Here is a 21,187-nt window from a genome sequence, read left to right on the forward strand (position 1 = left end):
TCGGAACACTCCGCGGACCCGCACCCCACGAGAGGACTCCCCCGTGACCACTGCCGTCGCCCCCGCCCAGCACACCTCCCACCACTCCTCCCGCCCCGGCCCCGCCGACCCGCACCGCCGGGTCGAGGGCGCCGACATGCGTACCGCGATGAGCTCCTTCTGCACCGGGGTCGCCCTGATCACCGCACTGGAGCCGGACGGCCGCCCGACCGGCATGGCCGTGCAGTCCTTCTCGTCGGTCTCGCTCGACCCGCCGCTGATCTGCTTCTGCCCCGCGCACACGTCCTCGACCTGGCCGAAGATCCGGGCGGCGGGGCGCTTCGCGGTCAACATCCTCGGCCACGACCAGCAGGACCTGTGCCGGCAGTTCGCGATGCCGGGGGCGGACAAGTTCGCGGGGGTCGACTGGACGCCGGGGGTGTACGGGGCGCCGCTGGTGGCGGGGGTGCTGGCAACGGTCGAGTGCGAGCTGGCGGACGTGCTCGACGGGGGTGACCATGCGATTGCGCTGGGGCGGGTCGTGGATCTGGCTGTTCACCGGGAGGGTGAGCCGCTGGTCTTCTTCCGGAGGGCGTACGGGCGCGTTCCGCGGTGAACCTTCGGGGCGGGGTTCTGCGGGGGATCAGGCCCCCTTGCCCCTCTCCAGCTCCTCGATGTCCGACAGCATCGCGTCCGCCAGGTCGCGTTCCGACGCGTAATAGCGTTCGGCCCACTTCAGGGTCAGGGTCGGGTACGCCCACGCCGCCTCGTCCTTCGAGCCCTCCACGTCCGCGACCGCCCTGCGGCGCATCTTCTCCGCGAACTCCCGGTGCCGGGCGAGCACTTCGCGCATCTGGTCGGGTTCGAGGAGGTGGCCGAGCCACAGGCGCAGCATCGGGCCGTGCTTGAGGACCGGCGGGTCCACCGGGGCCTCGCGGGCCCAGCGGCGGACCGCGGTCATGCCCTCGTCGGTGATCCGGTAGACCCGCTTGTCGCGGGTGCCGGTCCCCTGCGCGACCAGCCGCGAGGACGCGAAGCCCGCCTTCTCCAGGCGTTTCAGCTCGCTGTAGATCTGACTGAAGGAGGGGCTCCAGTAGAAGAAGCGGAGCGACCAGTCCGACCACTTCTTCAGGTCGTACCCCGACAGCTCCTCACCGAAGGAGAGCAGCCCGAGCACCGCCCAGCTCGTCGCGGGCAGCGCGGGGAGGTCGTCCCCGTCCCCCGTGCTCGCGCCGTGCACTCCCTCGTCTGCTGCTTCCTTCTTCGCCACGCCCGGCAGTCTACGGGCGGACCCCGCCACAACCCTTCCCCCTCTTCACTATGCCTGCTAGAAGTATTTCTATTAGGCATAGCAAGGAGAGGACCCCGCATGAAGTTCTCGATGATCTTCGAGGCGCAGCTCGCCGATCCGAGCCCCGAGCGCGAACGTCAGGTCATCCACGACTGCGTCGAACAGGCCGTGTTCGCCGAGGAGATGGGCTTTGACCGCATCTGGGCCGTGGAGCACCACTCCCTCACCCAGTACGCGCACATGAGCGCCTCCGAGATCTTCCTGACCTGGGTCGCCGCCCGTACGGAGCGGATCCGGATCGGGCACGGAGTCGTGACGATGCCCTTCGGCTACCAGCACCCGGTGCGCGTCGCGGAGCGGGCCGCGATGCTGGACGTGCTCTCCGGCGGGCGGGTGGACCTCGGTGCGGGGCGCGGGGCCACCCGGCAGGAGATGAAGATGTTCGGGGTGCGGTCCGAGGACACGTATCCGCAGATGGAAGAGGCTCTGCGGATCGTCTCCGCCGCGTGGCGGGAGGACGAGTTCGCGTGGCACGGGAGCATCGACATCGGTCCCGGCGCCGTCCTCCCCCGCCCCGTCCAGGGCCCGCATCCGCCGCTGTTCATGGCGTGTTCCAAGCACGAGACCCTCAAGCTGGCCGCCGAGCTCGGCATCGGCGCGCTGGTGATGGGCTTCGCGGGCGTCGACGACGTACGCGAGATGCGCAAGGTGTACGACGAGGCCCGTGCGACCCGCACCGGCGAGCGCTTCGTGTCGAGCGAGGTCAACGACCACCTCTCGGCGCTCTGCCCGACGGTCGTGCTGGACGACGCGGACCGCGCCCTGCGTCTGGGCACGCGCGGCCAGCGTTTCTTCGCCGAGTCCATCGCGCACTGGTACGGCAACGGGCCCGCCCCCACCGGGTACGCCGAGGACGAGGACCACACCGCCGCCCTCGCCGCGAGCCGCGACGAGCTGGTCGCCAGGCTGCACGAGGCGAACATCCCGGCCCGCCCGGTCGACACCGGCACCTTCAACGCCGAGCACGCGTACGGCGACCCGCAGACCGCCGTCGCGTACGTCGAACTGCTGCGGGCGATCGGCGTGGACGAGGTGATGTGCCTGATCCAGATGGGCACGGTGCCGCAGGAGGTCTGCATGGAGACCATCCGCCATTGGGGCGAGACGGTCATTCCCCACTTCAGGAAGTTGGAGAGCAAGTGAGCGGCGAAGTGAGCAACAGCAGCACGGGCATCAGCCTCGAAGGCAAGGTCGTCGTCGTCACGGGTGCCGGGCGCGGCCAAGGCGCGACGGAGGCCCGGCTGTTCGCCGAGGCCGGGGCGCGTGTGGTGGTCACCGACCTGCGCGAGGACGAGGGCCAGGAAGTGGCCAAGTCCCTTGACGGGCAAGGGTTGTTCGTACGTCATGACGTGGCGGACGCGGAGAGCTGGGCGGAGGTGACGCGGGCCGCGCTGGACGCCTTCGGCCGGATCGACGCGCTGGTGAACAACGCCGCGCTGTGGCGCACCGCGCCCGTGGACGAGGAGACGCAGGAGAACTTCGAGACGCTGATACGGGTCAACCTCGTCGGCCCGTTCCTCGGCATCCAGGCGGTGGTGTCCGCGCTGAAGGAGGCCGGCGGCGGGTCGATCGTCAACATCTCCTCGACGGCGGGCCTGGTCGGCATCCGGGGGCACGCGGCGTACGGGTCCACGAAGTTCGGGCTACGGGGGCTGACGCGTGCCTCCGCGCTGGACCTGGCCCCGTACAGGATCCGGGTGAACTCGGTGCACCCCGGCGCCATCGACACCCCGATGATCGCGGCCACCTCCGGCAAGGACTGGTCGCACCTGCCGCTGGGCCGGATGGGCCGCCCGGAGGAGGTCGGGGAGCTGGTGCGGTTCCTGGTGTCGGACGCCTCCTCGTACGTCACGGGTACGGAGTTCACGGTGGACGGCGGCTCGACGGCCGGCTGAGCCGGGTGCGGCGGCAGCCCGACGGCCGCCGGTCCGCCGTCCATCGCGCCCGGCTCACCGCATGGGGTAGCGGGTGGCGAGCCGGGTCATGACGAGGCGGCGCTCGCCGGGGCCGAAGTAGTCGGGGTCGTCGGCCTCCACGACGAAGTCCAGCGAGCGGTAGAGCCCGACGGCCGTACGGTTGCCGGGCTCCACCGTCACGCGGACGGCATGCACCCCGTCGCGCTCGGCCCGGCGCACGGCGGCCGACAGCAGCCGACGGCCGAACCCGAGGCCCTGGTACCGCTTGTCGACGACCAGGTCGAGCACCCAACTCACCTGCGTGCGGGAGGAGTTGGCGACGAGTACGTATCCGAGGAGGGCCCCCGGCCCGTCGCCGTCCTCGAAGCCTTCGCGGCCTTCGAGAACGAGGACGCCTTCGCCGTGCACGTCGAGGAGCTGGCGCAGGACGTGGGGGCTGTAGGCCTCGCCTCCGTACGCGGCGATGTCCAGGGCCACCACCTGCGGAAGGTCACTCTTCGTAGCCGAACGCACTTCGGCTGATTCGGTGCAGACCGGGGTATATCCATCCCCTTGAGACTCCATTTCGCCCTCATCTCCTCGTCCCCCCGGTGAATGTGCGCGAGCCTTGTCACTCGGTGTACTCGCCGGGGGGAGTTCTGTCCAGCGTCGGGACAGGGCCGGAGGGGGAGGGCGGTCAGGTTCCGGACGCTCCGGGCGCCCCGGACTGTTCCCGGAAGGCCGGGAGGGCGAAGAGGCGTTCCTTGGCCGGGTCGTCCATCAACTCGACGAGGGGCAGCACCAGTTCCCAGAGATCGCGGGTGTCGACCTCGCGGGCGAGGGCGTCCAGTTCGGCGTCTTCGAGGCCGCCCGCCGCGTCGGCCACGACCTGCCGGGACTCCGGCGGCAGCACCTCCACCAGCGGCAGGAACGCACCCCAGAGTTCCGTGGCGACGACAGCGCGTACGACCTGACGGAGCGTCTCGGGGCTCCGCAGGGAGGGAAGTTGGGCGACGGCCAGCCGCTCCTTCTCGTCCAGGAGGGCGACGAGCGGCAGCAGCGACTCCCACAGGTCCTGCGCGGCCGTGGCCCGTACGAGAGCCTCCAGCTCCTCCTGCGGGCGGGCGGCCGTCAGCCGGGCGACCCGGACCCGCTGCTCGCCGGTCACCATGCCCGCCACGGCGAGCGCCTCGGGCCAGCGTCCGGCGGCGGAGGCGGCGGCGATGACCTGGGCGAGCCGCTCCTCCCCCATCAACTCCACGATCTCGCCGAGCCGTTCGGGCCGGTCGACCACGGCTCCGGTGCGCAGCACCAGTTCGTCCGGAACCTGCGGCAGGATGCGCGCGAGCGCCGAGTCCCGGATCTCCCCGACGAAGCGGCCCATGGTGAGGTGGTCGCCGCGCTCGGCGAGGGCGACGGCGATCCGTACGACCAGCCCCTCGTCCAGATTGCCCACGATCCCCGGAATGCGGCGCGGGTCCAGGTGCGGGCAGGACTCGGCGGTGAAGGGTACGGGCAGCTTCTCGATGATGTCGGCGGCGCGGCGGGGCTCCAGCCGCCCCGCGACGGCGGCGGCCAGGCGTGGCCCGAGGGCCTTCTGCGAGATGGCGGCGGCGACCCCGGCCGGGACGAGCTTGGTGGCCCCGGCGATGCGGTCGAGCATCTCGGGCTGGCCGTCGAAGAGGGCGGCGACGGCCTGTTCGCGCAGCCGGCGCAGGTCGTCGACGGGCAGGGCGGCGAGGAAGGCGAGGCTCTCGGGCTCCTCGCCGAGGAGGGCGGCGATCTTCTGGATCTCTGCGCGGGTTCGGAGCTTGTCCATGGCTGCGGTCACCTCACTGCTTGAAGAGGATGCGGCGTACGGGACCTCGGGCGAGGGCGGGGACCAGGGCGAGGGCTTCCTCGGCGGCCTCGTTGAGTCCGGTGGCGCGGCGGGCGTGCTCGCGGGTCAACGCGTCCGTGAGGGTGTCCAGTTGGGCGGGATCGAGGTGTTCGCCGAGGGTGGCGGGGGGTGGGGCGTGGAGGGCGGCGGCGAGGCGGTCGAGGGCTTCATTGCTCATGGAGGTCTCCCGTTTGCTACGGATGGGTAGCGAGCGTGGAGCGGAACTGACTTTTAGTCAATAGTATGCGCAGGGTGGGGTGTTGGGGGCGGGGATGTCTGTCGTCCGGATCGGTCTTGACCTCAAGTCCGCTTCAGGTCGGAAGGTATGAGCCATGAAGCCGATACGACTCTCCCGCCCCGCCCTCACCCTGGCGATCATCCTGCTCGGATACCTCACCCTCCCGATGTCGATGACCGGCACGACGATCGCCCTCCCGGAGATCGGCCGCGACCTCAACGCGGCGGGCCCCGGCCTCCAGTGGGTGGTGACGGGCTACTTCCTCACCGCGTCGGCGGTGATGCTGGTGGCGGGCTCGCTGGGCGACCTGTTCGGCCGCCGGAAGGTGTACGCGTCCGGGGCCGCCCTCTACACGGCGGGCACCCTCGTCGCGTCGACCGCGCACGACATCCTGCTCCTGGACGTGGCCCGCACGGTCGCGGGCGCGGGCGCGGCGGGCGTGATGGCGGGCGGCGGCGCGATCCTCGCCTCCACCTTCCAAGGGGCCGCGCGGACAAAGGCGTTCGCGGCGATCGGGACCGTGGCGGGCATCGGCATCGCGGCGGGCCCGTCGCTGTCGGGGCTGCTGGTGGGCTCCTTCGGGTGGCGGACCACGTTCCTGGTGTTCGGGGTGGCGGGCGTCGTCATCCTCGCGGCGACCCTGCTGATGCAGGAATCCCGGGCGGACGTACGGCCGAAGGTGGACCGGCCGGGGGCCGTGACGTTCATCGCCGGCCTGGCGCTGACGATGTTCTCGGTGCAGCAGACGGGGGCCGGCAGGTGGGTGGGGCTGGCCGCCGGGCTGGCGCTGCTCGCGCTCTTCGTACGGATCGAGCGGCGGAGCGACCATCCGATGCTGGACCTGGCGCTGGTCCGGGACCGGAAGTTCATGGGTTGGATCGTGGGCGGTACAGCCATCGCGATGGGCTCGTCGGGCGTGATGATCTACTTCCCCACCTTCCTCCAGGGGCCGGGCGGGCTGTCGGCGGGCGGGGCCGGGCTGGTCATGCTGCTGATGACAGCGCCGGTGTTCGTGGTGCCGCAGGTGTCCGCGCGGCTGGTGAACCGGGGGGTGCAGCCCCGCCATCTGTTGGTGAGTGCGCTGGGCCTGTCCTTCCTGGGGAACGCGGTGCTGGCCGTGGTGCTGCACCCGGGGATCGGGGCGGCGGGGCTGGCGGTTCCGCTGGCGCTGATCGGGGTCGCGAACGGGCTCGCGATGGGGCTGGTGGACGGTCAGGCGATGGGGCTGGTCGACCAGGCGCGGGTGGGGATGGCGTCCGGGCTGCTGAACACCGTTCGGGCGGGGGCCAACGCGATGATGATGGCGGTGTTCGGGGCGGTGCTGGTGGGGTTGCTCGGGGTGCGGCTCGGGGACGCGGCTCTTGCGGCCGAGGTGGCTGCGGGGCGGCCCGGGGCGGGCCACGCGGGGGCCTTCACGTCGGTGTGGCAGGTGGCGTTGGGTGGGGTGGCGGTGGTGCTGGTTGCGGCGGCGGTGCTGGTGGCCCGGATGCTGCGGGCCCGCTCCGGGGCGACGCTGGACCGGGGCCCGGTGCCGGCCCCTGTCGGTGCGGGGCGCTGAGGGCGGGTCTCCTGTGCGGGTCGGTGGTGGGTTGCTGTTCCGGCCGGGGGCTCCGCCCCCGGACCCCCGGGATTCGCCCCGGTCCCGCCCCTTTCCCTAAAGCGCTCGCCGCGCGGCTGGGTGGGTGGTTGCTCGCGCAGTTCCCCGCGCCCCTGAAAGGGGCGCGGGGAACTGCGCAAAACGCCAGCCACAACGCCCCCGCGGGTTTAGGTGAAGGGGGCGGGGCTGGGGCGAAAAAGGCCCCCGTGCCAAGGACGGAACACGAAGGGCCCGGCGCAGCCGCCACCCCCCGCCGGACACGGGGCACCTACAACCCCTCCCCCAGCGGCAGCCGATGCACCCCCGGCAGAAACTCGTCCAGCTCCCCCGGAACGAACCTCGCCATCCCCACCACATGCCAGAACTCCCCCTCCACATCCCCCTCACTCTTGTAGCCGCCACCCGGCACCAACGCCGCCCACGCCCCCGGCACCCCCACCAGCGTCGCCCGCAACACCGGCTCCCCGGACGAAGGCACCCGCCACAGCCGCACCGTCCCGTCCTCCCCCGCACTCGCCAGCATCCGCCCGTCCGGCGAGAAGCCCACCGACAGCACCCGCCCGGTGTGCGCCGCCAGGTCCGCGACCCGTTCGCCCGTCTCCGCGTCCCACAGCAGGACCCTCCGGTCGTCCCCGGCCGACGCGACCAGGGGGCGCGTCGGGTGGGCGGCGACGGCCCAGAGCCGGCCGCCGAGGCCCTCCAGCCGGTGGGCGATCTCCCCGTCGCGCCACACCAGCACCGCCCCGTCCCAGCCCGCACTCGCCAGCCACTCCCCGCGCTCCCCGGAACCGAAGGCGACGCCGTACACACGATCTTGATGACCCGTCAGGTCTGCGACGAGGGCACCACTCCGGGCCTCGCACACCCGGACGTGGCTGTCGTCGCATCCGGTGGCCAGCACGTCCGACCCCCGCCGGAACGCTATCGACCGCACCCTCCCCCGGTGCTGGTCCAGCACGCTGACCTGCGCCCCCGTCGACCGGTACCAGAGCCGTACCGTGTCGTCGTCGTTGGCGGTGGCCAGCAGCGTGCCGTCGGTGTTGAAGGCGGCCGCCCACACGTGTTCGGTCTCGGCGTCGAACTCGCGGAGGTATTCGCCGCCCCCGGGGTTCCACAAATAGACGTCCCCGTCATTGCTCGCCGTGGCGAGGACCGACTCCGCCGGGCTGTAGACGGCGGACACCAACCGGTCGCCCCGGCCGGTGAGTTCGTGGGTGCGCTGGCCCGTGCGCGTGTCCCACAGGCGTACGACACCGTCGTTGCCCGTGGCCGCAAGTTGCGAGCCGTCCGCGCTGAAGCGGACCGATACCACGCGTCGGCCGTGGCCGCGCAGGATGCGCTTGCCCTGGCCGGTGGCGGCGTCCCAGATGCGGGCGCCGCCATCGTTGCCGACCGTCAGGAGCTGGCTGTCGCCGGGGCGGAACGCGCACGCCCACGCCGAACCCCGGTGCTCGGCCGGCTGCCGGGGGCGCAGCGTCACCGTGTGGCCCCCGCTGCGCCGGTCGGCCACCGTCCAGACCCGTACCGCGCCGTCGCTGTCGCAGGCCGCCAGCAGGCGCCCCTCATCACCGAAGAGGACCTGGTAGACGGCCCCCGTGAAGCTCTCCAGGGCGCCCGCGGGAGTTCCCACCACCGGGTCCCACAGCTTGACCCGGCCCTCGGTGTCGCCGCTGGCCAGCAGGGTTCCCGAGGGGTGGAAGTCGAGGGTGTAGACGCGTCCCGCGTGCCCGGTCAGTTCGTGGAGCTGCGTCCCGTCCGTGGCCTGCCAGATCCGTACCGTCCCGCGTTCGTCCTCGCCCATGTCGGCGGTGGCGAGGAGGGTGCCGTCGGGGCTGAAACGGGCCCGGTAGACGGCACCTTGGTGGCCGGGGAGTTCGTACGCGCACTCCCCCGTCGCCAGGTCCCACACCCGCACCCGCGCCGCCGCGTCGCCCGTGACCAGCAGGCGGCCGTCCGGGCTGAAGACCGTGGTGTAGACGGGCGCGGTGTGGCCGGGGAGGCGGTGCACCGGTTGTCCGGTGGCCGTGTCCCAGACCGTGACGAGGCCCTCCCGGTCGCCGGTCGCGAGGCGGGTGCCCTCGGTGTCGAGGGAGACCGGCCAGACCCCGTCCGGGTGGACGTCGATGCGGTGGCGGCACTGTCCGGTGACCGGGTCCCACAGGCGTACGGTCCCGTCGGAGCCGCCGGTGGCGATCGTGTCGGGGCGGAACTTCACCGCGTACACCCGGCCCACGTGGCCCTGGAGGGTGCGCAGGGCGAGGCCGTTGTCCGTGCCGCACAGGAGGACTCCGCCGTCCTCGCTGCCGACGGCCAGGAGTTCGCCGTCGGGGCTGTAGGCGATGGGCTCGGGGAGTCTGCTCGTACGCATGTCGAAGCCGTACGGGACGCCCACGGCGGACGGGCGGAAGCCCGCCTCCACCGGCATGCCCGGCGCGATGGCCGCCCACCTCAACTCCGGTGCCACGCGCACCGCTTGGTCGGTCTCGGCGTCGATGAGCGCGGCCCGGATCCACCTGCTGCCGGTGAGGGTGACGTCGGCGATGCGGGCCCGGGTGAGGCGCGCGCGGGACAGGTCGGCGCCCGTGAGGTTCGCGCCGGTGAGGTCGGCGCGGTCCAGGCGGGCTCCGGTGAGGCGGGCGTCGGTGAGGTCGGCGCGGGTGAGGTTCGCGCCGACCAGGGTGGCGTCGGTGAGGTCCGCGCCGGTGAGGTCGACGCCGGAGAAGTCGCGGTGCGAGAGGTCCTCGCCGGCGAGGCGGGCGCCGCGCAGGTCGGCGTGGGAGGGGACCTTGAGGCGGTTGCTGATGCGCAGGGCGTTCGCGCGGGCGGCGTCACCGCCGCCGTGGGCGGGTGAGTCGAGGACGTTGCGCACCCAGCGGACGCATTTCTCGTGGTCGGCGAGGTCGCAGAGGAATTCGACCGAGAGCTGGCTGAGCTGGCCCGCCGACAGCAACCCGTGCTGTCCCCGGTCGAGTTGGGCCGCCGCCTCGCGGGCGACCAGCCACTCCACCACCGAGCCGTGGATGAACTGGAAGACCCCGTCGTCGCTGCGCACCAGCAGCGTGCCCGCGCCGACGGCCTGCGCGGACTCGTGGACCGTCATCGGGGAGGCGGTCAGGCCGGTGAGGGTGCGGCCGGACATCTCCGTCAGTTCGTCCAGGCGCAGCGCGGTGCGGCCGGACTCCCACAGGCGCAGGGCGAGTGCGGTGACCGCCTTCCAGAGGGCGTCGATGTTCAGGCCGGGCGGGGCGCCGGGGCCGCCCTGGGCGCGTGTCTCCTCGTACGACAGCCAGGCCGTGAAGACGTCCTCGTACAGCCGTGCCGGGCTCAGCGCCCGGCCCGCGCCCGCGACCGTGCGCAGCTGGTCGGCGGAGAGGTCGGCGACGAAGGACAGCAGCCGGGGGTTGCGGCACAGGGCGAGCAGGTCGGGGATGCCTTCGAGGAGGTGGAAGCGCTGGTCGGCGACGCGGTCGTCGTTGTAGGTGTTGCGGAGGTAGGCGTGGATCTGGCGGGGGGTGAAGCCCTCCACGGACAGCACCTTGCGCTGCGGGAGAAGGCCGACCTGCTCGCCGAGGGCGGTGAGGACCTGCTGCTGGTTCTTGAAGTGCTGGGTACGGCTGCTGACGACGATCTTGGTGTTGCCGACGCAGGCGTCGATGAGGACCTTGAGGTGGTCGGCCGCGCTGTCGTACGAGACGCGGTTGACGAGTTCGTCGAAGCCGTCGAAGAGGAGGACGACGCGGCCCTGGGCGAGCATGTAGCGCAGGGCGCGCAGGTCGATGGTGTCGACGTGGTGGCTCGCGAGGTGGGCGGCGACCAGGCCCTCCAGGGACTGCGCCCGGTCGAGGGTGTTGAGGGGGATCAGCAGCGGGATCAGGTGCGGGAGTTGCTCGGGTATGCGGCGGGCCAGCTCGCGCAGGGCGAAGGTCTTGCCGTGGCCGAAGTCGCCGAGGAGCAGGACGAAGCGGCCGTGGTCGTCGTCGAGGAGTTCCAGGAGCGCGTCGAGGAGGCCGTCGCGTTCGGTGGAGCCCTGGCCGTCGCGGCGGGAGGTGTCGCGGTAGCGCTGCGGGAGGTAGAGGTCGGGGGCGTACTGGCCGCCCTCGTGCAGGGCGGCGGTCTGCGCGGCGACGTGTCCGCGCAGGTCCAGCAGCCCCTGGAACTGGAGGAAGCTGCGCACCTGCACCCGCACCCCGTGCCGGGCGGCCCGCTCGCGCAGCCCCCGCTGCGGCTCCTCGCCCGCGTAGACGATCACGGCCTCCGCGTCGGTGTCAGTGGCATGCACCTGCGCGGTGAACCGGTCCAGGTCCTCGGCGGTGGGCGTGCCCGGGTGCACGGCGATGCGCTGCTGCCGTACGACGCCCTCCTCCTGCCAGGTGGCGAGGATCTGCGCCATGTCCTCGGGCGAGCGGCGGGCGGCGTCGCGCAGGCTCACGCCCTCGCGCTTGACCCGGCAGATCTCCTTGACCCGCTCGACGAGGGAGTCGGCGGGGTCCTCGGCGGGCGCGGGCTCAGTCGTCGCCGCCGGAAACCCCAGGTCGGGCAGGTCGGGTACGGGGAAGACGCGCCCGGTGCGCCGCCAGTCGACGGCGAAGGACTCGGCCTCGGCGGCGGGCCGGTCGGTCCACCGCTCGGCGCCCTCGGCGGTGACCCGCAGGAGCTGGAAGCGGGCGGGGGCGGCGGCGCCGAAGAGCTGGAGGGGCGCGGGCCGTTCGGCGGCCCCCTTGCCGCCGGCCGATGCGTCTCTCGTACGGTCGCCGACGCGTCCGGGAGCGGCCTTCCCGACCCCCGCCAGCTCCGCCCGGCTCGGCCGCCCCGTCGCCGTGCGCGGCCCCCCGGTCGGCCCGTGCAGCAGCAGGTTCAGCCGGGGTGCGGCGAGCCGGGCGAAGGTGTCGGCGTCCCGCAGCGCACCGGGTCCGCCCGCCGCGTCGCCGGGGCGGGCGGTGCCGGTCAGCGGGTGCCGGAGTGCGCCGATCCGGAGCCAGCCCTCGGCCTCGTACTGGCGCAGCGCCTCGGAGAACCACGCCGCCTGGTCGCGTCCGATCAGCCCGAACTGCTCCTCGGGGCGGTGGCTGAAACCGATCGAGGAGTTGAACCCGGCGACCACCGTGTTCAGCTCCGGCACCGGGAACAGGGTCCACGGCTGGTCGCTGTCGAAGACGGTGTCGAGCCCCTGGTAGAAGCTGCGGAAGAGGCGGGTGTAGTGCCGCCACTTCGGCCAGTACGGGGGCTGCGGGGCGACCTCGTCGGCCTCGCAGGTGTGGAAGTAGCCCAGGCACGCGGCCTGGCTGACGTCCTGCCCGCCGGGGACGATCATCACGCGCTGCGGGGGCAGCTCCAGCTGGGAGCGCAGGGCGGTGAGGAAGCTGAGCGCCTGGTCGCACTCGCGGGGGCTGCCGGAGGCGGTGAGGTCGCCGGTGACGACGAGGAGGTCGGGGGCGGGGGCTCCGGCGTCCCGCAGTTCGATCAGGTCGCCCCGGATCTCGCGGGCCAGGGTGTCGGGTTCGCGGCCGCGCCCGAAGTCGGGTCCTGCCAGGTGGAGTACGTTGACGGCGCCCTCGCCCTGACCTGCCGTGCCGCCGCCCGCGAGGGGGTAGGCGGGGGCGGTGACGGGCCGTCGGCGGCCGGCCCAGCCGGGCCCGCCGAGCCGGCTGCTGCCGGGCTCGGGCACCCCGGGCAGGTCGGGGGCGGCGGGGCGGGGCGTGGCCCGGCCGGGGAAGCCGGGGCGTACGGACGGGCGGGCGTTGCCTTCGAGGGCCTGCTCGATACGGGTCAGCAGCAGCCCGCGCGCGGTCTGCGGGTCGGCGACGCCCACCAGGTCGACGTACGTGAGCGTGGCCAGCAGGCCCTCTATGGGCGTGTCCTCGACCCGTACGGTCAGCAGCTTGCGCTCGGGGGCCTGCGGGGAGGACCGCAGGGCGGCCTGCCACTCCATGCGGCCGTAGGTGGAGCGGGCGTAGTGGCGGGAGAGGACGGCGATGACGGCGGCGGACTCGCTGACGCCCCGGTCCATGAAGTCGATGAAGTTGGTCCCCGCGACGAAGTCCCAGGCCTGGACGACGGTGCGGTACCCGGCGTCCTCCAGGGTCCAGGCGATCCAGGACGCCCACTGTTCGTCGGCCGGCGAATAACTGATGAAGAAGTCCAACTCGCTTGCCCCGTCCCCGAGTTCCCCGTGGGTGGCCATACGCCCCATGGTAGGGCGCACCTCCGGAGAAGTGATCTGCTCCGCAGTACGTCCCCTCCCTGCGAGGGGATCCCTCCGCAGCACGCCCCCTCCCGGAGAAGTGGTCCGCCCGGCACACGTCCTCTCCCGGACAAGTGAGCGGGCCCGTAACCTGTCCCGGTGCACCTCCTCAGACGTCTTCATCCGCTGGACTGGGTGGCCTTCGGGCTGCTCGCGCTCGGGCTGCTCGCCGTGGCGACCGGGCTGCTGCCGACGAGTCCGGCGGGTGACGTCATGGAGCGGATCGGCCCGCTGCTGCTGTTCCTGGCCACGGTGATCGTGCTGGGCGAGCTGACCGGCAAGGCGGGCGTCTTCGACGTGATCGCCTCCTGGGTGGCCCGGACGGCTCGCGGCAACTACCTGGCGCTCTTCCTCCTGTGCGTGGCCTTCGCGTCCGTCACGACCATCGCGCTGAACCTGGACACGACGGCGGTCCTCCTCACCCCGGTCATGCTGGCGCTGGCGACGCGGGTCGGGATCGCCGCGCTGCCCATGGCGATGACGACGGTGTGGCTGGCGAACACCGCGAGCCTCCTCCTCCCCGCCTCCAACCTCACCAACCTCCTCGCCGCCGACCGCATCGCGCTCTCCGCGTCCGGCCTGGCGGCGACCCTGTGGGCGGCACAGCTCGCGTCGATCGCGGTGACGACGGCGTGCCTGTGGGGCTTCTACTGGCGGCGCGGCAAGCGGGGCGCGGACCGCTACGAGCCGCCGACGACACCGGTCCCGGCGGACCCGGTCCTCTTCCGGGTGAGCGCGGCGGCGTGCGCGGGCTTCCTCCTCGCCATCCTGGTGGCGGACGTCGAGCTGTGGATGGCGTCGGGGGCGGCGGCGCTGGTCGTGGTGGTGGTCTTCGCGGTACGCCGACGCGCCGAGCTGAAGTGGTCCCTCATCCCCTACCGGCTGCTGATCCTGGTCCCGGGGATGTTCCTGGTCGTGGAGACCATCAACTCCAACGGCCTGCACACCCTCCTCTCCGCCGCCCTCGGCTCGGACGACGGGCTGCTCGGGATGCTGCGGTCGGCGGGCGTCGGAGCGGGCGTCTCGAACGTACTGAACAACCTTCCGGCGTACGTCGCCGGGGAAGCCGCCATCCCCGCCGGCAACTCCCACCAGCTCCTGGCCCTGCTCATCGGCGTCAACGTCGGCCCGGTCGTCACCCCGTGGGCGTCGCTGGCCACCCTGCTGTGGTTCGAGCGGTGCCGGTGGCACGGGACGAAGGTCAAGCTGGGCCGGTTCCTGGGCACGGGCTTCGTGCTGGCCGTGACGGCGACGCTGGCGTCGACGCTGGCGCTCGCGGCCAGCACCTGACCGGTCACCGGGCCGCCGCCACCCGATGCACCACCTGATCAGCGCGCCGTCGCCCGCGCCACTTCCTCCAGTACGTAGTCCAAGGTCGCCCCGCGCCCCGCGACGAAGCTCCGCCCGCTCCCCGGCCCGCTGAACCCGGGCCGGAACGGCTCCCCGGCGAGGGTCCGCAGCTCCACCCCGGCCTCGGCGGCGAGCAGCGCCCCGGCGGGCAGGTCGACGCCCTCGGCCCGGTAGCCGACGAAGGCGTCGATGGCCCCCCGGGCGAGCAGGCTCCACCCCATGAGCGGGGCCCACAGCTGGAGAACCCGTCGGCAGCGCTGCTCCAGCGCCCCGCGCAGGGCGGCGGCGACGGGATCGGCGCGCGCCACGTCGTACCCCTGTGTCCAGGCGACGACGGGTCCGGCGGCGGGCAGCCCGGCCGGGGGCCCGGTGAGCGGGCCGCGCGGCCCGTGGGCCCCGCGCCCGGCGACGGCGTGCCAGGTCTGCTGGGTGACGGGTTCGTGGACGACGCCGACCACGGGCCGCTCGCCGAGGCACAGGCCGACCCCGACGACGTACACGCAGAGCCCGATGGCGACGTTGTTGCTGCCGTCGAGGGGGTCGACGAGCCAGGTCCGCTCGCCCGCCCCGGGCAGCTCCCCCGCTTCCTCCGACAGGATCCGGTCGGCGGGGAAACGGCGGCGGATGCGCTCCAGGACGATGCGCTCGGAGGCGAGGTCGAGATCGGTGACGACGTCTCCGGCGCTGCCCTTGCCGGTGACGGTGCGCAGATCCCCGTAGCGCCCCCGCAGCAGGTCGCCGGCCTCCTCAACGGCGGCTACGGCGGTCTTCCGCTCGTCCTCGTAACTCCTGCGCGCGTCCTCGTACGTACGGTGCTCATGGGCCACGGCGGTCCATCCTCCCGAGCGCGGTGCTGACGGTGCGGGCGGTCTGGCGGGCGTCGCACAGGCGACGCGACGATCGGGTGGCGCGGCCGTCGAGCGGGCCCAGCGACCGGTCGAGCCGGCCGGGCCTGACCAGCCCGAGGACGAGGGTGGCGGCGGGCTGCCCGTCCTCGACGACGGTGGCGTGGAACCTCCCGGCGGACAGGGTGTAGCTCTCGCCGCCGGAGCTGACCCGGCGGGGGCCGGGGGCACTGCGTACGACTTCGTCCGTCGGGAGGATCTCGTCCGTCCCGTCCGGATCGCTCCTGACCTCGAACACGCGGTGGGTGGGCCGGTCGCCGCCGTCCTCGGTGTGCACCAGCAGATTGGCCACCTGCCCGTACAGCACATGGCTGTGCAGGTCCCAGCTGTGCGAGTGCAACGGTGAGATTCCCGGTTCGGGCCCGGCCCCCTCCTCGAAGAGGTGCACGCACACCCCGCGCGGCCCCTCCCTCAGCAACGGCAGGCACAGAAACCCGAGCGGATGCCGCACGGCAGGCAACTCCCTCTCCCCCGTGGCGATTTCGACGAGTGCGGCGCGGGCACGGTCCCGCAGGAGGACGGTGTGCCTGCGGTCAAGGGCCGCTTCGAGTTCCTCGTAGTCCAGGCTTGCGATGGCACTTGCGCTTGCGCTTTTGTTTGCTTTTGCGTGTGCGTCCATGCCGGTGCGCCCCCGCGGGGACGCCTCACCTCCGATAGGGGTCCTCCGCGTGCAGGGCCTTCACGATGATCTCGCCGACGTCGCTCTCGGTGAACGAGCGCGGCAGCCCGATCCCGAGGGCGTCGAACAGGGCCCGGACCTCGTCGACGGTGGGTTCGGGCGCGAGGTGCGGGGCCCGGCGCAGGTCCAGCTCGGTGGCCTGTTCGCGGCTCTGGTGGAGTTCGGTGACGTAGTAGTCGTAGAGCGGCTGGCCCTTGCGGATCAGCAGGTTGGTGCGGGACGGGTCGTCCTGGGTGATGACCAGGCACGTCTCGGACAGGTCGAAGCGCAGCGTGGACACCACGGACGACAGATGGACGGCGATCTCCAGCGTGGCGAGCTGCTGCCGGTAGCAGGCGGCTGCCAGCACGGTCGCGTACGCCTCCTTCTTGACCCGGTCGCGGGTCCACAGGGCGGCGGTGGCGGCGGCCCGCTCACCGGCGAACATCTGCCGGAAGCGGGAGTAGGCGGCGCAGGCGCGGTCGTCGGCCGGGTTCACGATGTCGATCTTGATGTTGAGCTGGGAGCGCTGGTTCTTCGCCGACTCCACGCACTTGGGCAGGGTCACCGCGCGCAGATAGGTGCCGGTGCCGCCCTTGAAGTACCAGAGGTGGGTGTCGCGGCGGGCGTCGCGCAGCGCGGAGGCGACCTCGCTGCCGAGCAGCGACCTGACCATCGCCTGGTCCTCCAGCGCCTGCCGGGTCCCGGCCAGGGCCTCCTGGATGCTGGTGGGCTGGCGGACGCGCTCGACGATCGACCCGATGGCGAGGGCGCCGAGGACGAGCAGCGTCGCTCCCGACACCACGTCGTCGGTGAGGACGTCGCCGAAGATGTCGAGAAGGCCGATGGTGAGCGCGATACCGGCCGCGACAACGACGTCGACGTTCTTCATGACCCAGGTGACGAAGCGCTCGATGCGTCTCGCGGGCACTGTCATGTGCGGCCCTCCATGCTCTCAACTCCCCCGTGATTCCCCCTGATTACTCGATCGTAGGGAGGGGGAGGGCGGGGGCGCCAGGGGGCACGGGGGGTGGTCGGGGGCACTGGATAAGGGTCCCGGCAGGAGGGCACCTGTGCGAAGACCACACTCGTCGGTAGCGTGGCCGCCATGACAACGGATGTCGTGGTGGTCGGCGCCGGAGTAGTCGGCTTGTCCACAGCGGTCTGTCTGGCCGAGGCCGGAGCGTCGGTCGCGGTGCATGCGGCCGCGCCGCCACATCTCACAACCTCCGCGGGCGCGGGCGCAATGTGGGATCCCTATCTGGTCCACCCGCGACAGCGGGTGGACGTATGGGGCGCCTCCACCTACACGGAGTTGTCCCGGCTCGCCGATACCGGCGTGGGGGTACGCATGGCCTTGGGAACCCAGCAGTCACGCACCGTCTGCGACCCTCCGGAATGGCTCGACGTACTCGGCGGGCGGTTGTGCACCCCCAGCGAGTTGGCACCCGGTTACCGCAGCGGCTGGCGTTACCGGGCACCCGTGGTCGACATGCCCCTTTTCCTGGAGCATCTTCACAACCGACTGATCTCGGCCGGGGGGCGCGTGGCCACGCGCATCTACCGCACCTTGCGGGAAGCGGCGGAGGCTGCCCCGATGGTCGTCAACTGCACAGGAACCGGGGCTCGTTCGTTGGTTCCCGATTCTTCGCTGACGGCGGTGCAGGGCCAGTTGGTGGTGGTGTCGAACCCGGGCATCTCCGAGTTCTTCTGCGACGACACCCCCGACTCCGAGGAGCTGACCTACATCTATCCGCACAGCGACACCGTGGTGCTGGGCGGTACCACACGGCCGGACGTCTGGGACCTGCGGCCCGACGCGGACGCGGCCGAAGCGATCTTCGCGCGCTGCGCCGCTGTCGATGGACGGCTGCGCGGAGCCAGTGTGCTCGGGCATCGGGTCGGACTGCGCCCCGCGCGTCCCCGGGTAAGGCTGGAGGAGGAGCGGTCGGCATCGAAGGGGCGGTTGGTGCACAACTATGGTCACGGAGGGGCGGGGCTGACCCTCTCCTGGGGATGTGCACGTGAGGTCGCCCGCCTGGTACTGGGCGGGTCAACGGCGGACCTGCCAGGTGGGACGGCGCGCTGACATTCCTGCCTCCGGTCCTCTGCGGAAGAGGTAGACGAGAGACCGTGCGGCGAGGGCCGTCATCAACGCGGCGGCCCACGGCCAACTGGCGGAACCGCGGACGACCAGCAGGACCCCCAGGATCGGCGAGAGACAGGTCAGGGCCGCGAGCACGACCGTGGGAAAGGTCCAGCGGAAACGGTCGGCGATGGAGAAGCGTGAGCGCTCGTACAGGGCCAATGCCACAGTGAGCAGCGCCCCTGCTGTCAGCGCAGAAGCCTCACTGCCCGTCACCTCGGCGTAGGTGATGGGCAATGAGATGAGGAAGGGGAGCACTCCGCCGTACTCGGAGAGAACATTGCCCCACTTCATGATCCTGCCGAAGGCATTGGAGCGCATGCGGGCGAGTTCACCGGAGGCACTCGCATAGATGATGAGGGACATGGTGGTCGCGAACGTCGCCCCGATCAGCAGGACGCGTACGTCGTCCGGGAATCGCTGGGAAGCGAAGGAGAAGCCGAGCAGGAAGGTGATGGCCGCCAGCACGGCCCCGGAGAAGGTCAGGCCCGCCGCCGCCTCGTCCGACTGGAGCGTGGCCGGATCGTCGCGCTCGAATCGCGACACCTCGAAGGCCGGTTCGCCCATGAGGCGGACCAAGGCAGTGATGCCCACGTCCGGGGCGGCGATCGCGCGGAGCAGGTGGTCACGCTCGGCCAGGGGTATCAACTGCCGCGAGTCCGGGTCGATGTACTCGACGCGCAGCTTGAAGCGGTAGCACAGGCGGACGTCGGGCTCGGTGGGGGACGACTCGATGGAGTCGGGAGCAAGGAATCCACGCGAGAGCAGAAGGCCCGCGGACGGGAGATCATCGAGGCCCACCACCGCGGAGACGGAGGTGTCAGCGGGAGTGCCCGCCAGCAGTTGGTCGAGGAGCAGCCGGCCGATGCCGGTGCGTCGGTGTCGAACACACACCGCCATCGACGTGATCCGTACGTGGTCGGGCGTCGGTGTCTCGGAGGTCAGGTACCCGAGCACCTCGCCCTGCCGTTCGGCGATCAGGAGGCGGCCGGTGGTCAGGCCGGTCCCGAGGACCTCGTCGAGCAATCGGCTCTGCTGGAGACGCACGGAACGCCTCGGGCCCGTACGACGTGGACGCACGCTCAGCCGGCACGCGTCTTCGGCGATTTCCCGAATCGCGACCATGTCCTGCGGACCTGCCGTTCTTGTGACCGCAGTTCCCGGAGACATCGACATTCCACCCCCCTGCGTCTTCTCCGTAAACCCCACTGCCTCACATTCATCTCAGGAAGAACACGAATAACCCCCTTCCCAATCAGCGCCCACCACTTTATCGATTCGCCCCGGAGGGGGAGGATAGCTGCCAGAGCGGAGGCGCACACGGGATGCGGATCGAGCCACGGCAGCAACTCCTGGAAACCTGGCGCGCCCTGGTGAAGAGTTCCTTTCCCGACGGGAAGCGGGAAGGGGACCATTGGGCGACGGGGAGCAGCGTCGCCGACACCGAACGCCTGTTGTGTCTGATGTATCCGGCGACAGAGATTCCGGCACTCCGGCTCGACGATCCCGACCGCATCGCCTCTGACGTACTGGATGTCCTGAAGCCCCTCGGCGGACGCCTCGAAATACCCATGAAGATCATCGAATTCCTCGGTGATTACACGCGTCGGCACATGACAGAAGACGGCACACCCACCTTCGGCGGCGGCTACTACTTACATCCCGGCACCACGGACGCAAAACCGACCGACGACCAGAAGAGGCTGGGCGTGGTCGACTCCTACTCCATGTCCGTGACGCTTTCCCTGGCTACGCTCGGATTCCTCAGGGAGTTCCTCAGGACAGCGCACCGCGCGGAATTCGTGGCGCGTGCGAAGGAGCTGGAGGTGGAAACCAAGAAGCGTCTCACCGCAGCGATGATCAGCCTGTTGCGAAGTTTCAGCGTCCACACCTTCGCGGCCGAGAGCTCCCGAGGCCGCAGCCTGATCGAGTTGGTCAACCAGGAACAAGTCCCCGGCCGGATCGTCGTGCGGCAGTTGCAGCAACGACTCAAGCCGCTGCGGGCCGTGATCCGCGACTCCTTCGTCCTCGGCGTCGACACCATGGGGGAACTCGCCGACGAGAACACGCTGTTCGAGTGCGGCTGGTCATGGGGGCTGGTGACTGGGGCACCCCAGGTTCTCGTCGCGACCGCGGGTCTCCACCAGCCCGAGGGTGTCGCCGCCGATGTGCCTTATCTCTACTTCACCGTGGTCGCCCTCGACGGCATTGTCGACCTGTTCTCCGACCGCACTCTCACCCTCGGCCTCCTGGACGACGAGCAGCAGCGCCTCTCTGACGCACTGCGGATGCGGTGGGAGATCACCCAGCAGTACTGGTCCGCGATCGCCCGGTTCGGGGGCGACGGAAGCTGGCCGCTGGAGGACATCCCGTGGCCCACGACAGTTCCACAGACACGCTCCGAGTACTCGGAGTACTCCACCCTTTCCGTAACCGCCATCCTCGTGCAGGACCTGGTACGCCGACGCGCCACCGATGACGACCTGACGCGGACCGTAACGGTCATGGAGGAGCTGGCGGTCCGGGCCAGGGTCACCCGGCGGCTGACTCCCGGCGACCCGGCGATGGCCCTGCACAGTCCGGGAGTGCGGCTTCCGCTGTTCGGGGCGGAAGAGCTTGGCCCGCCTGTCGAATGGCAGGTGTCCGACTTTTCCGCGCAGCTCTTCAAGCGGACCATTCAGCTCGCGGCACTCTCGAAGAATCTCGACTCCCACGACCGGCTGCTCCGGCTCGGGGAACACCTGCTCGACCATCTGTGGCGGCGCCGTATCTCACGCGGTCCGGGAGCCCGGCTCTGGGACAACGTGCAGGCGGTGTACCCGCACTCCCCCGACACCTCCGGACAGCCGGTGTCCTGGAGCATGTCGGAACGCATGGTGGAAGGCAGGTCGCCGCCACCCATCTCTATGAGCAACCCCCCATCAGAAGCCGCGAACTGAGCACTGTCG

16 protein-coding genes are annotated in these 21,187 nt (G+C 71.5%); 7 read left to right on the top strand and 9 right to left on the bottom strand.

The features are described from left to right. The first annotated feature begins 43 nt into the window (after positions 1 to 43). The gene (locus IE269_RS05805) at positions 44 to 595 is read left to right on the top strand and encodes a flavin reductase family protein (RefSeq protein WP_229897833.1); all 552 of its coding nucleotides are present in this window, start codon (positions 44 to 46) and stop codon (positions 593 to 595) included. Positions 596 to 622: 27 nt separating this feature from the next. Here IE269_RS05805 and IE269_RS05810 read toward each other — a convergent pair whose 3' ends face one another. Next, a complete protein-coding gene (locus IE269_RS05810; RefSeq protein WP_438817568.1) occupies positions 623 to 1,249 on the bottom strand; it encodes a PadR family transcriptional regulator in 627 nt (208 codons plus the stop codon). Between the two features lie 99 nt (positions 1,250 to 1,348). Between IE269_RS05810 and IE269_RS05815 the strand changes: the two genes are divergently transcribed. Further along, entirely contained in the window at positions 1,349 to 2,473 is a 1,125-nt protein-coding gene (locus IE269_RS05815; RefSeq protein WP_189821648.1) for an LLM class flavin-dependent oxidoreductase, read from the top strand. An 8-nt stretch (positions 2,474 to 2,481) separates the two neighbouring features. Next, entirely contained in the window at positions 2,482 to 3,225 is a 744-nt protein-coding gene (locus tag IE269_RS05820) for an SDR family NAD(P)-dependent oxidoreductase (RefSeq protein WP_229897831.1), read from the top strand. Between the two features lie 54 nt (positions 3,226 to 3,279). On the opposite strand, the gene IE269_RS05825 is transcribed toward IE269_RS05820, so the two are convergent. The 3 genes from IE269_RS05825 to IE269_RS05835 all read right to left on the bottom strand — a co-directional run bounded on the left by IE269_RS05825 (position 3,280) and on the right by IE269_RS05835 (position 5,282). Next, complete coding sequence (locus IE269_RS05825) at positions 3,280 to 3,726, bottom strand: GNAT family N-acetyltransferase (RefSeq protein ID WP_229897829.1); 447 nt, start codon at positions 3,724 to 3,726, stop codon at positions 3,280 to 3,282. A 196-nt stretch (positions 3,727 to 3,922) separates the two neighbouring features. Then, positions 3,923 to 5,044, bottom strand: a complete 1,122-nt coding sequence (locus IE269_RS05830; RefSeq protein WP_189821650.1) for a hypothetical protein — start codon at positions 5,042 to 5,044, stop codon at positions 3,923 to 3,925. Between the two features lie 13 nt (positions 5,045 to 5,057). Continuing rightward, entirely contained in the window at positions 5,058 to 5,282 is a 225-nt protein-coding gene (locus IE269_RS05835) for a hypothetical protein (protein ID WP_189821651.1), read from the bottom strand. 154 nt (positions 5,283 to 5,436) lie between these two features. Here IE269_RS05835 and IE269_RS05840 point away from each other — a divergent pair, with 154 nt between their 5' ends. Beyond that, on the top strand, positions 5,437 to 6,900 hold the full coding sequence (locus IE269_RS05840) for an MFS transporter (protein WP_189821652.1): 1,464 nt from the start codon (positions 5,437 to 5,439) through the stop codon (positions 6,898 to 6,900). A gap of 307 nt (positions 6,901 to 7,207) precedes the next feature. On the opposite strand, the gene IE269_RS05845 is transcribed toward IE269_RS05840, so the two are convergent. Beyond that, entirely contained in the window at positions 7,208 to 13,120 is a 5,913-nt protein-coding gene (locus IE269_RS05845) for a WD40 domain-containing protein (RefSeq protein ID WP_308436959.1), read from the bottom strand. A gap of 159 nt (positions 13,121 to 13,279) precedes the next feature. Between IE269_RS05845 and IE269_RS05850 the strand changes: the two genes are divergently transcribed. After that, on the top strand, positions 13,280 to 14,470 hold the full coding sequence (locus tag IE269_RS05850; RefSeq protein WP_229897827.1) for an SLC13 family permease: 1,191 nt from the start codon (positions 13,280 to 13,282) through the stop codon (positions 14,468 to 14,470). A gap of 38 nt (positions 14,471 to 14,508) precedes the next feature. Here the strand turns inward: IE269_RS05850 and IE269_RS05855 are convergent, their stop codons facing one another. Genes IE269_RS05855 through IE269_RS05865 form a run of 3 tightly spaced genes read right to left on the bottom strand, consistent with a single transcriptional unit; the run spans position 14,509 to position 17,030 of the window. Then, positions 14,509 to 15,357: an inositol monophosphatase family protein gene (locus IE269_RS05855; RefSeq protein WP_189821654.1), complete on the bottom strand. Its 849-nt coding sequence runs from the start codon at positions 15,355 to 15,357 to the stop codon at positions 14,509 to 14,511. Continuing rightward, positions 15,347 to 16,054 (bottom strand): hypothetical protein, encoded by a 708-nt coding sequence (locus IE269_RS05860; protein WP_189821655.1) that lies wholly within the window; start codon positions 16,052 to 16,054, stop codon positions 15,347 to 15,349. The genes IE269_RS05855 and IE269_RS05860 overlap by 11 nt, the downstream gene beginning before the upstream one ends. A gap of 25 nt (positions 16,055 to 16,079) precedes the next feature. Then, the gene (locus tag IE269_RS05865; protein ID WP_189821656.1) at positions 16,080 to 17,030 is read right to left on the bottom strand and encodes a hypothetical protein; all 951 of its coding nucleotides are present in this window, start codon (positions 17,028 to 17,030) and stop codon (positions 16,080 to 16,082) included. Between the two features lie 171 nt (positions 17,031 to 17,201). On the opposite strand from IE269_RS05865, the gene IE269_RS05870 reads away from it, so the two are divergent. Then, positions 17,202 to 18,182, top strand: coding sequence for an FAD-dependent oxidoreductase (locus tag IE269_RS05870; RefSeq protein ID WP_189821657.1), 981 nt, complete (start codon positions 17,202 to 17,204; stop codon positions 18,180 to 18,182). Here the strand turns inward: IE269_RS05870 and IE269_RS05875 are convergent. Beyond that, a complete protein-coding gene (locus IE269_RS05875) occupies positions 18,147 to 19,286 on the bottom strand; it encodes a GNAT family N-acetyltransferase (RefSeq protein ID WP_189821658.1) in 1,140 nt (379 codons plus the stop codon). The genes IE269_RS05870 and IE269_RS05875 overlap by 36 nt on opposite strands. Before the next feature lie 278 nt (positions 19,287 to 19,564). Here IE269_RS05875 and IE269_RS05880 point away from each other — a divergent pair, with 278 nt between their 5' ends. Further along, complete coding sequence (locus tag IE269_RS05880) at positions 19,565 to 21,178, top strand: SCO2524 family protein (protein ID WP_308436958.1); 1,614 nt, start codon at positions 19,565 to 19,567, stop codon at positions 21,176 to 21,178. Positions 21,179 to 21,187 lie beyond the last annotated feature (9 nt).

This window comes from Streptomyces spiroverticillatus (assembly GCA_014650415.1).
In the GTDB taxonomy this organism is placed as follows: domain Bacteria; phylum Actinomycetota; class Actinomycetes; order Streptomycetales; family Streptomycetaceae; genus Streptomyces; species Streptomyces spiroverticillatus.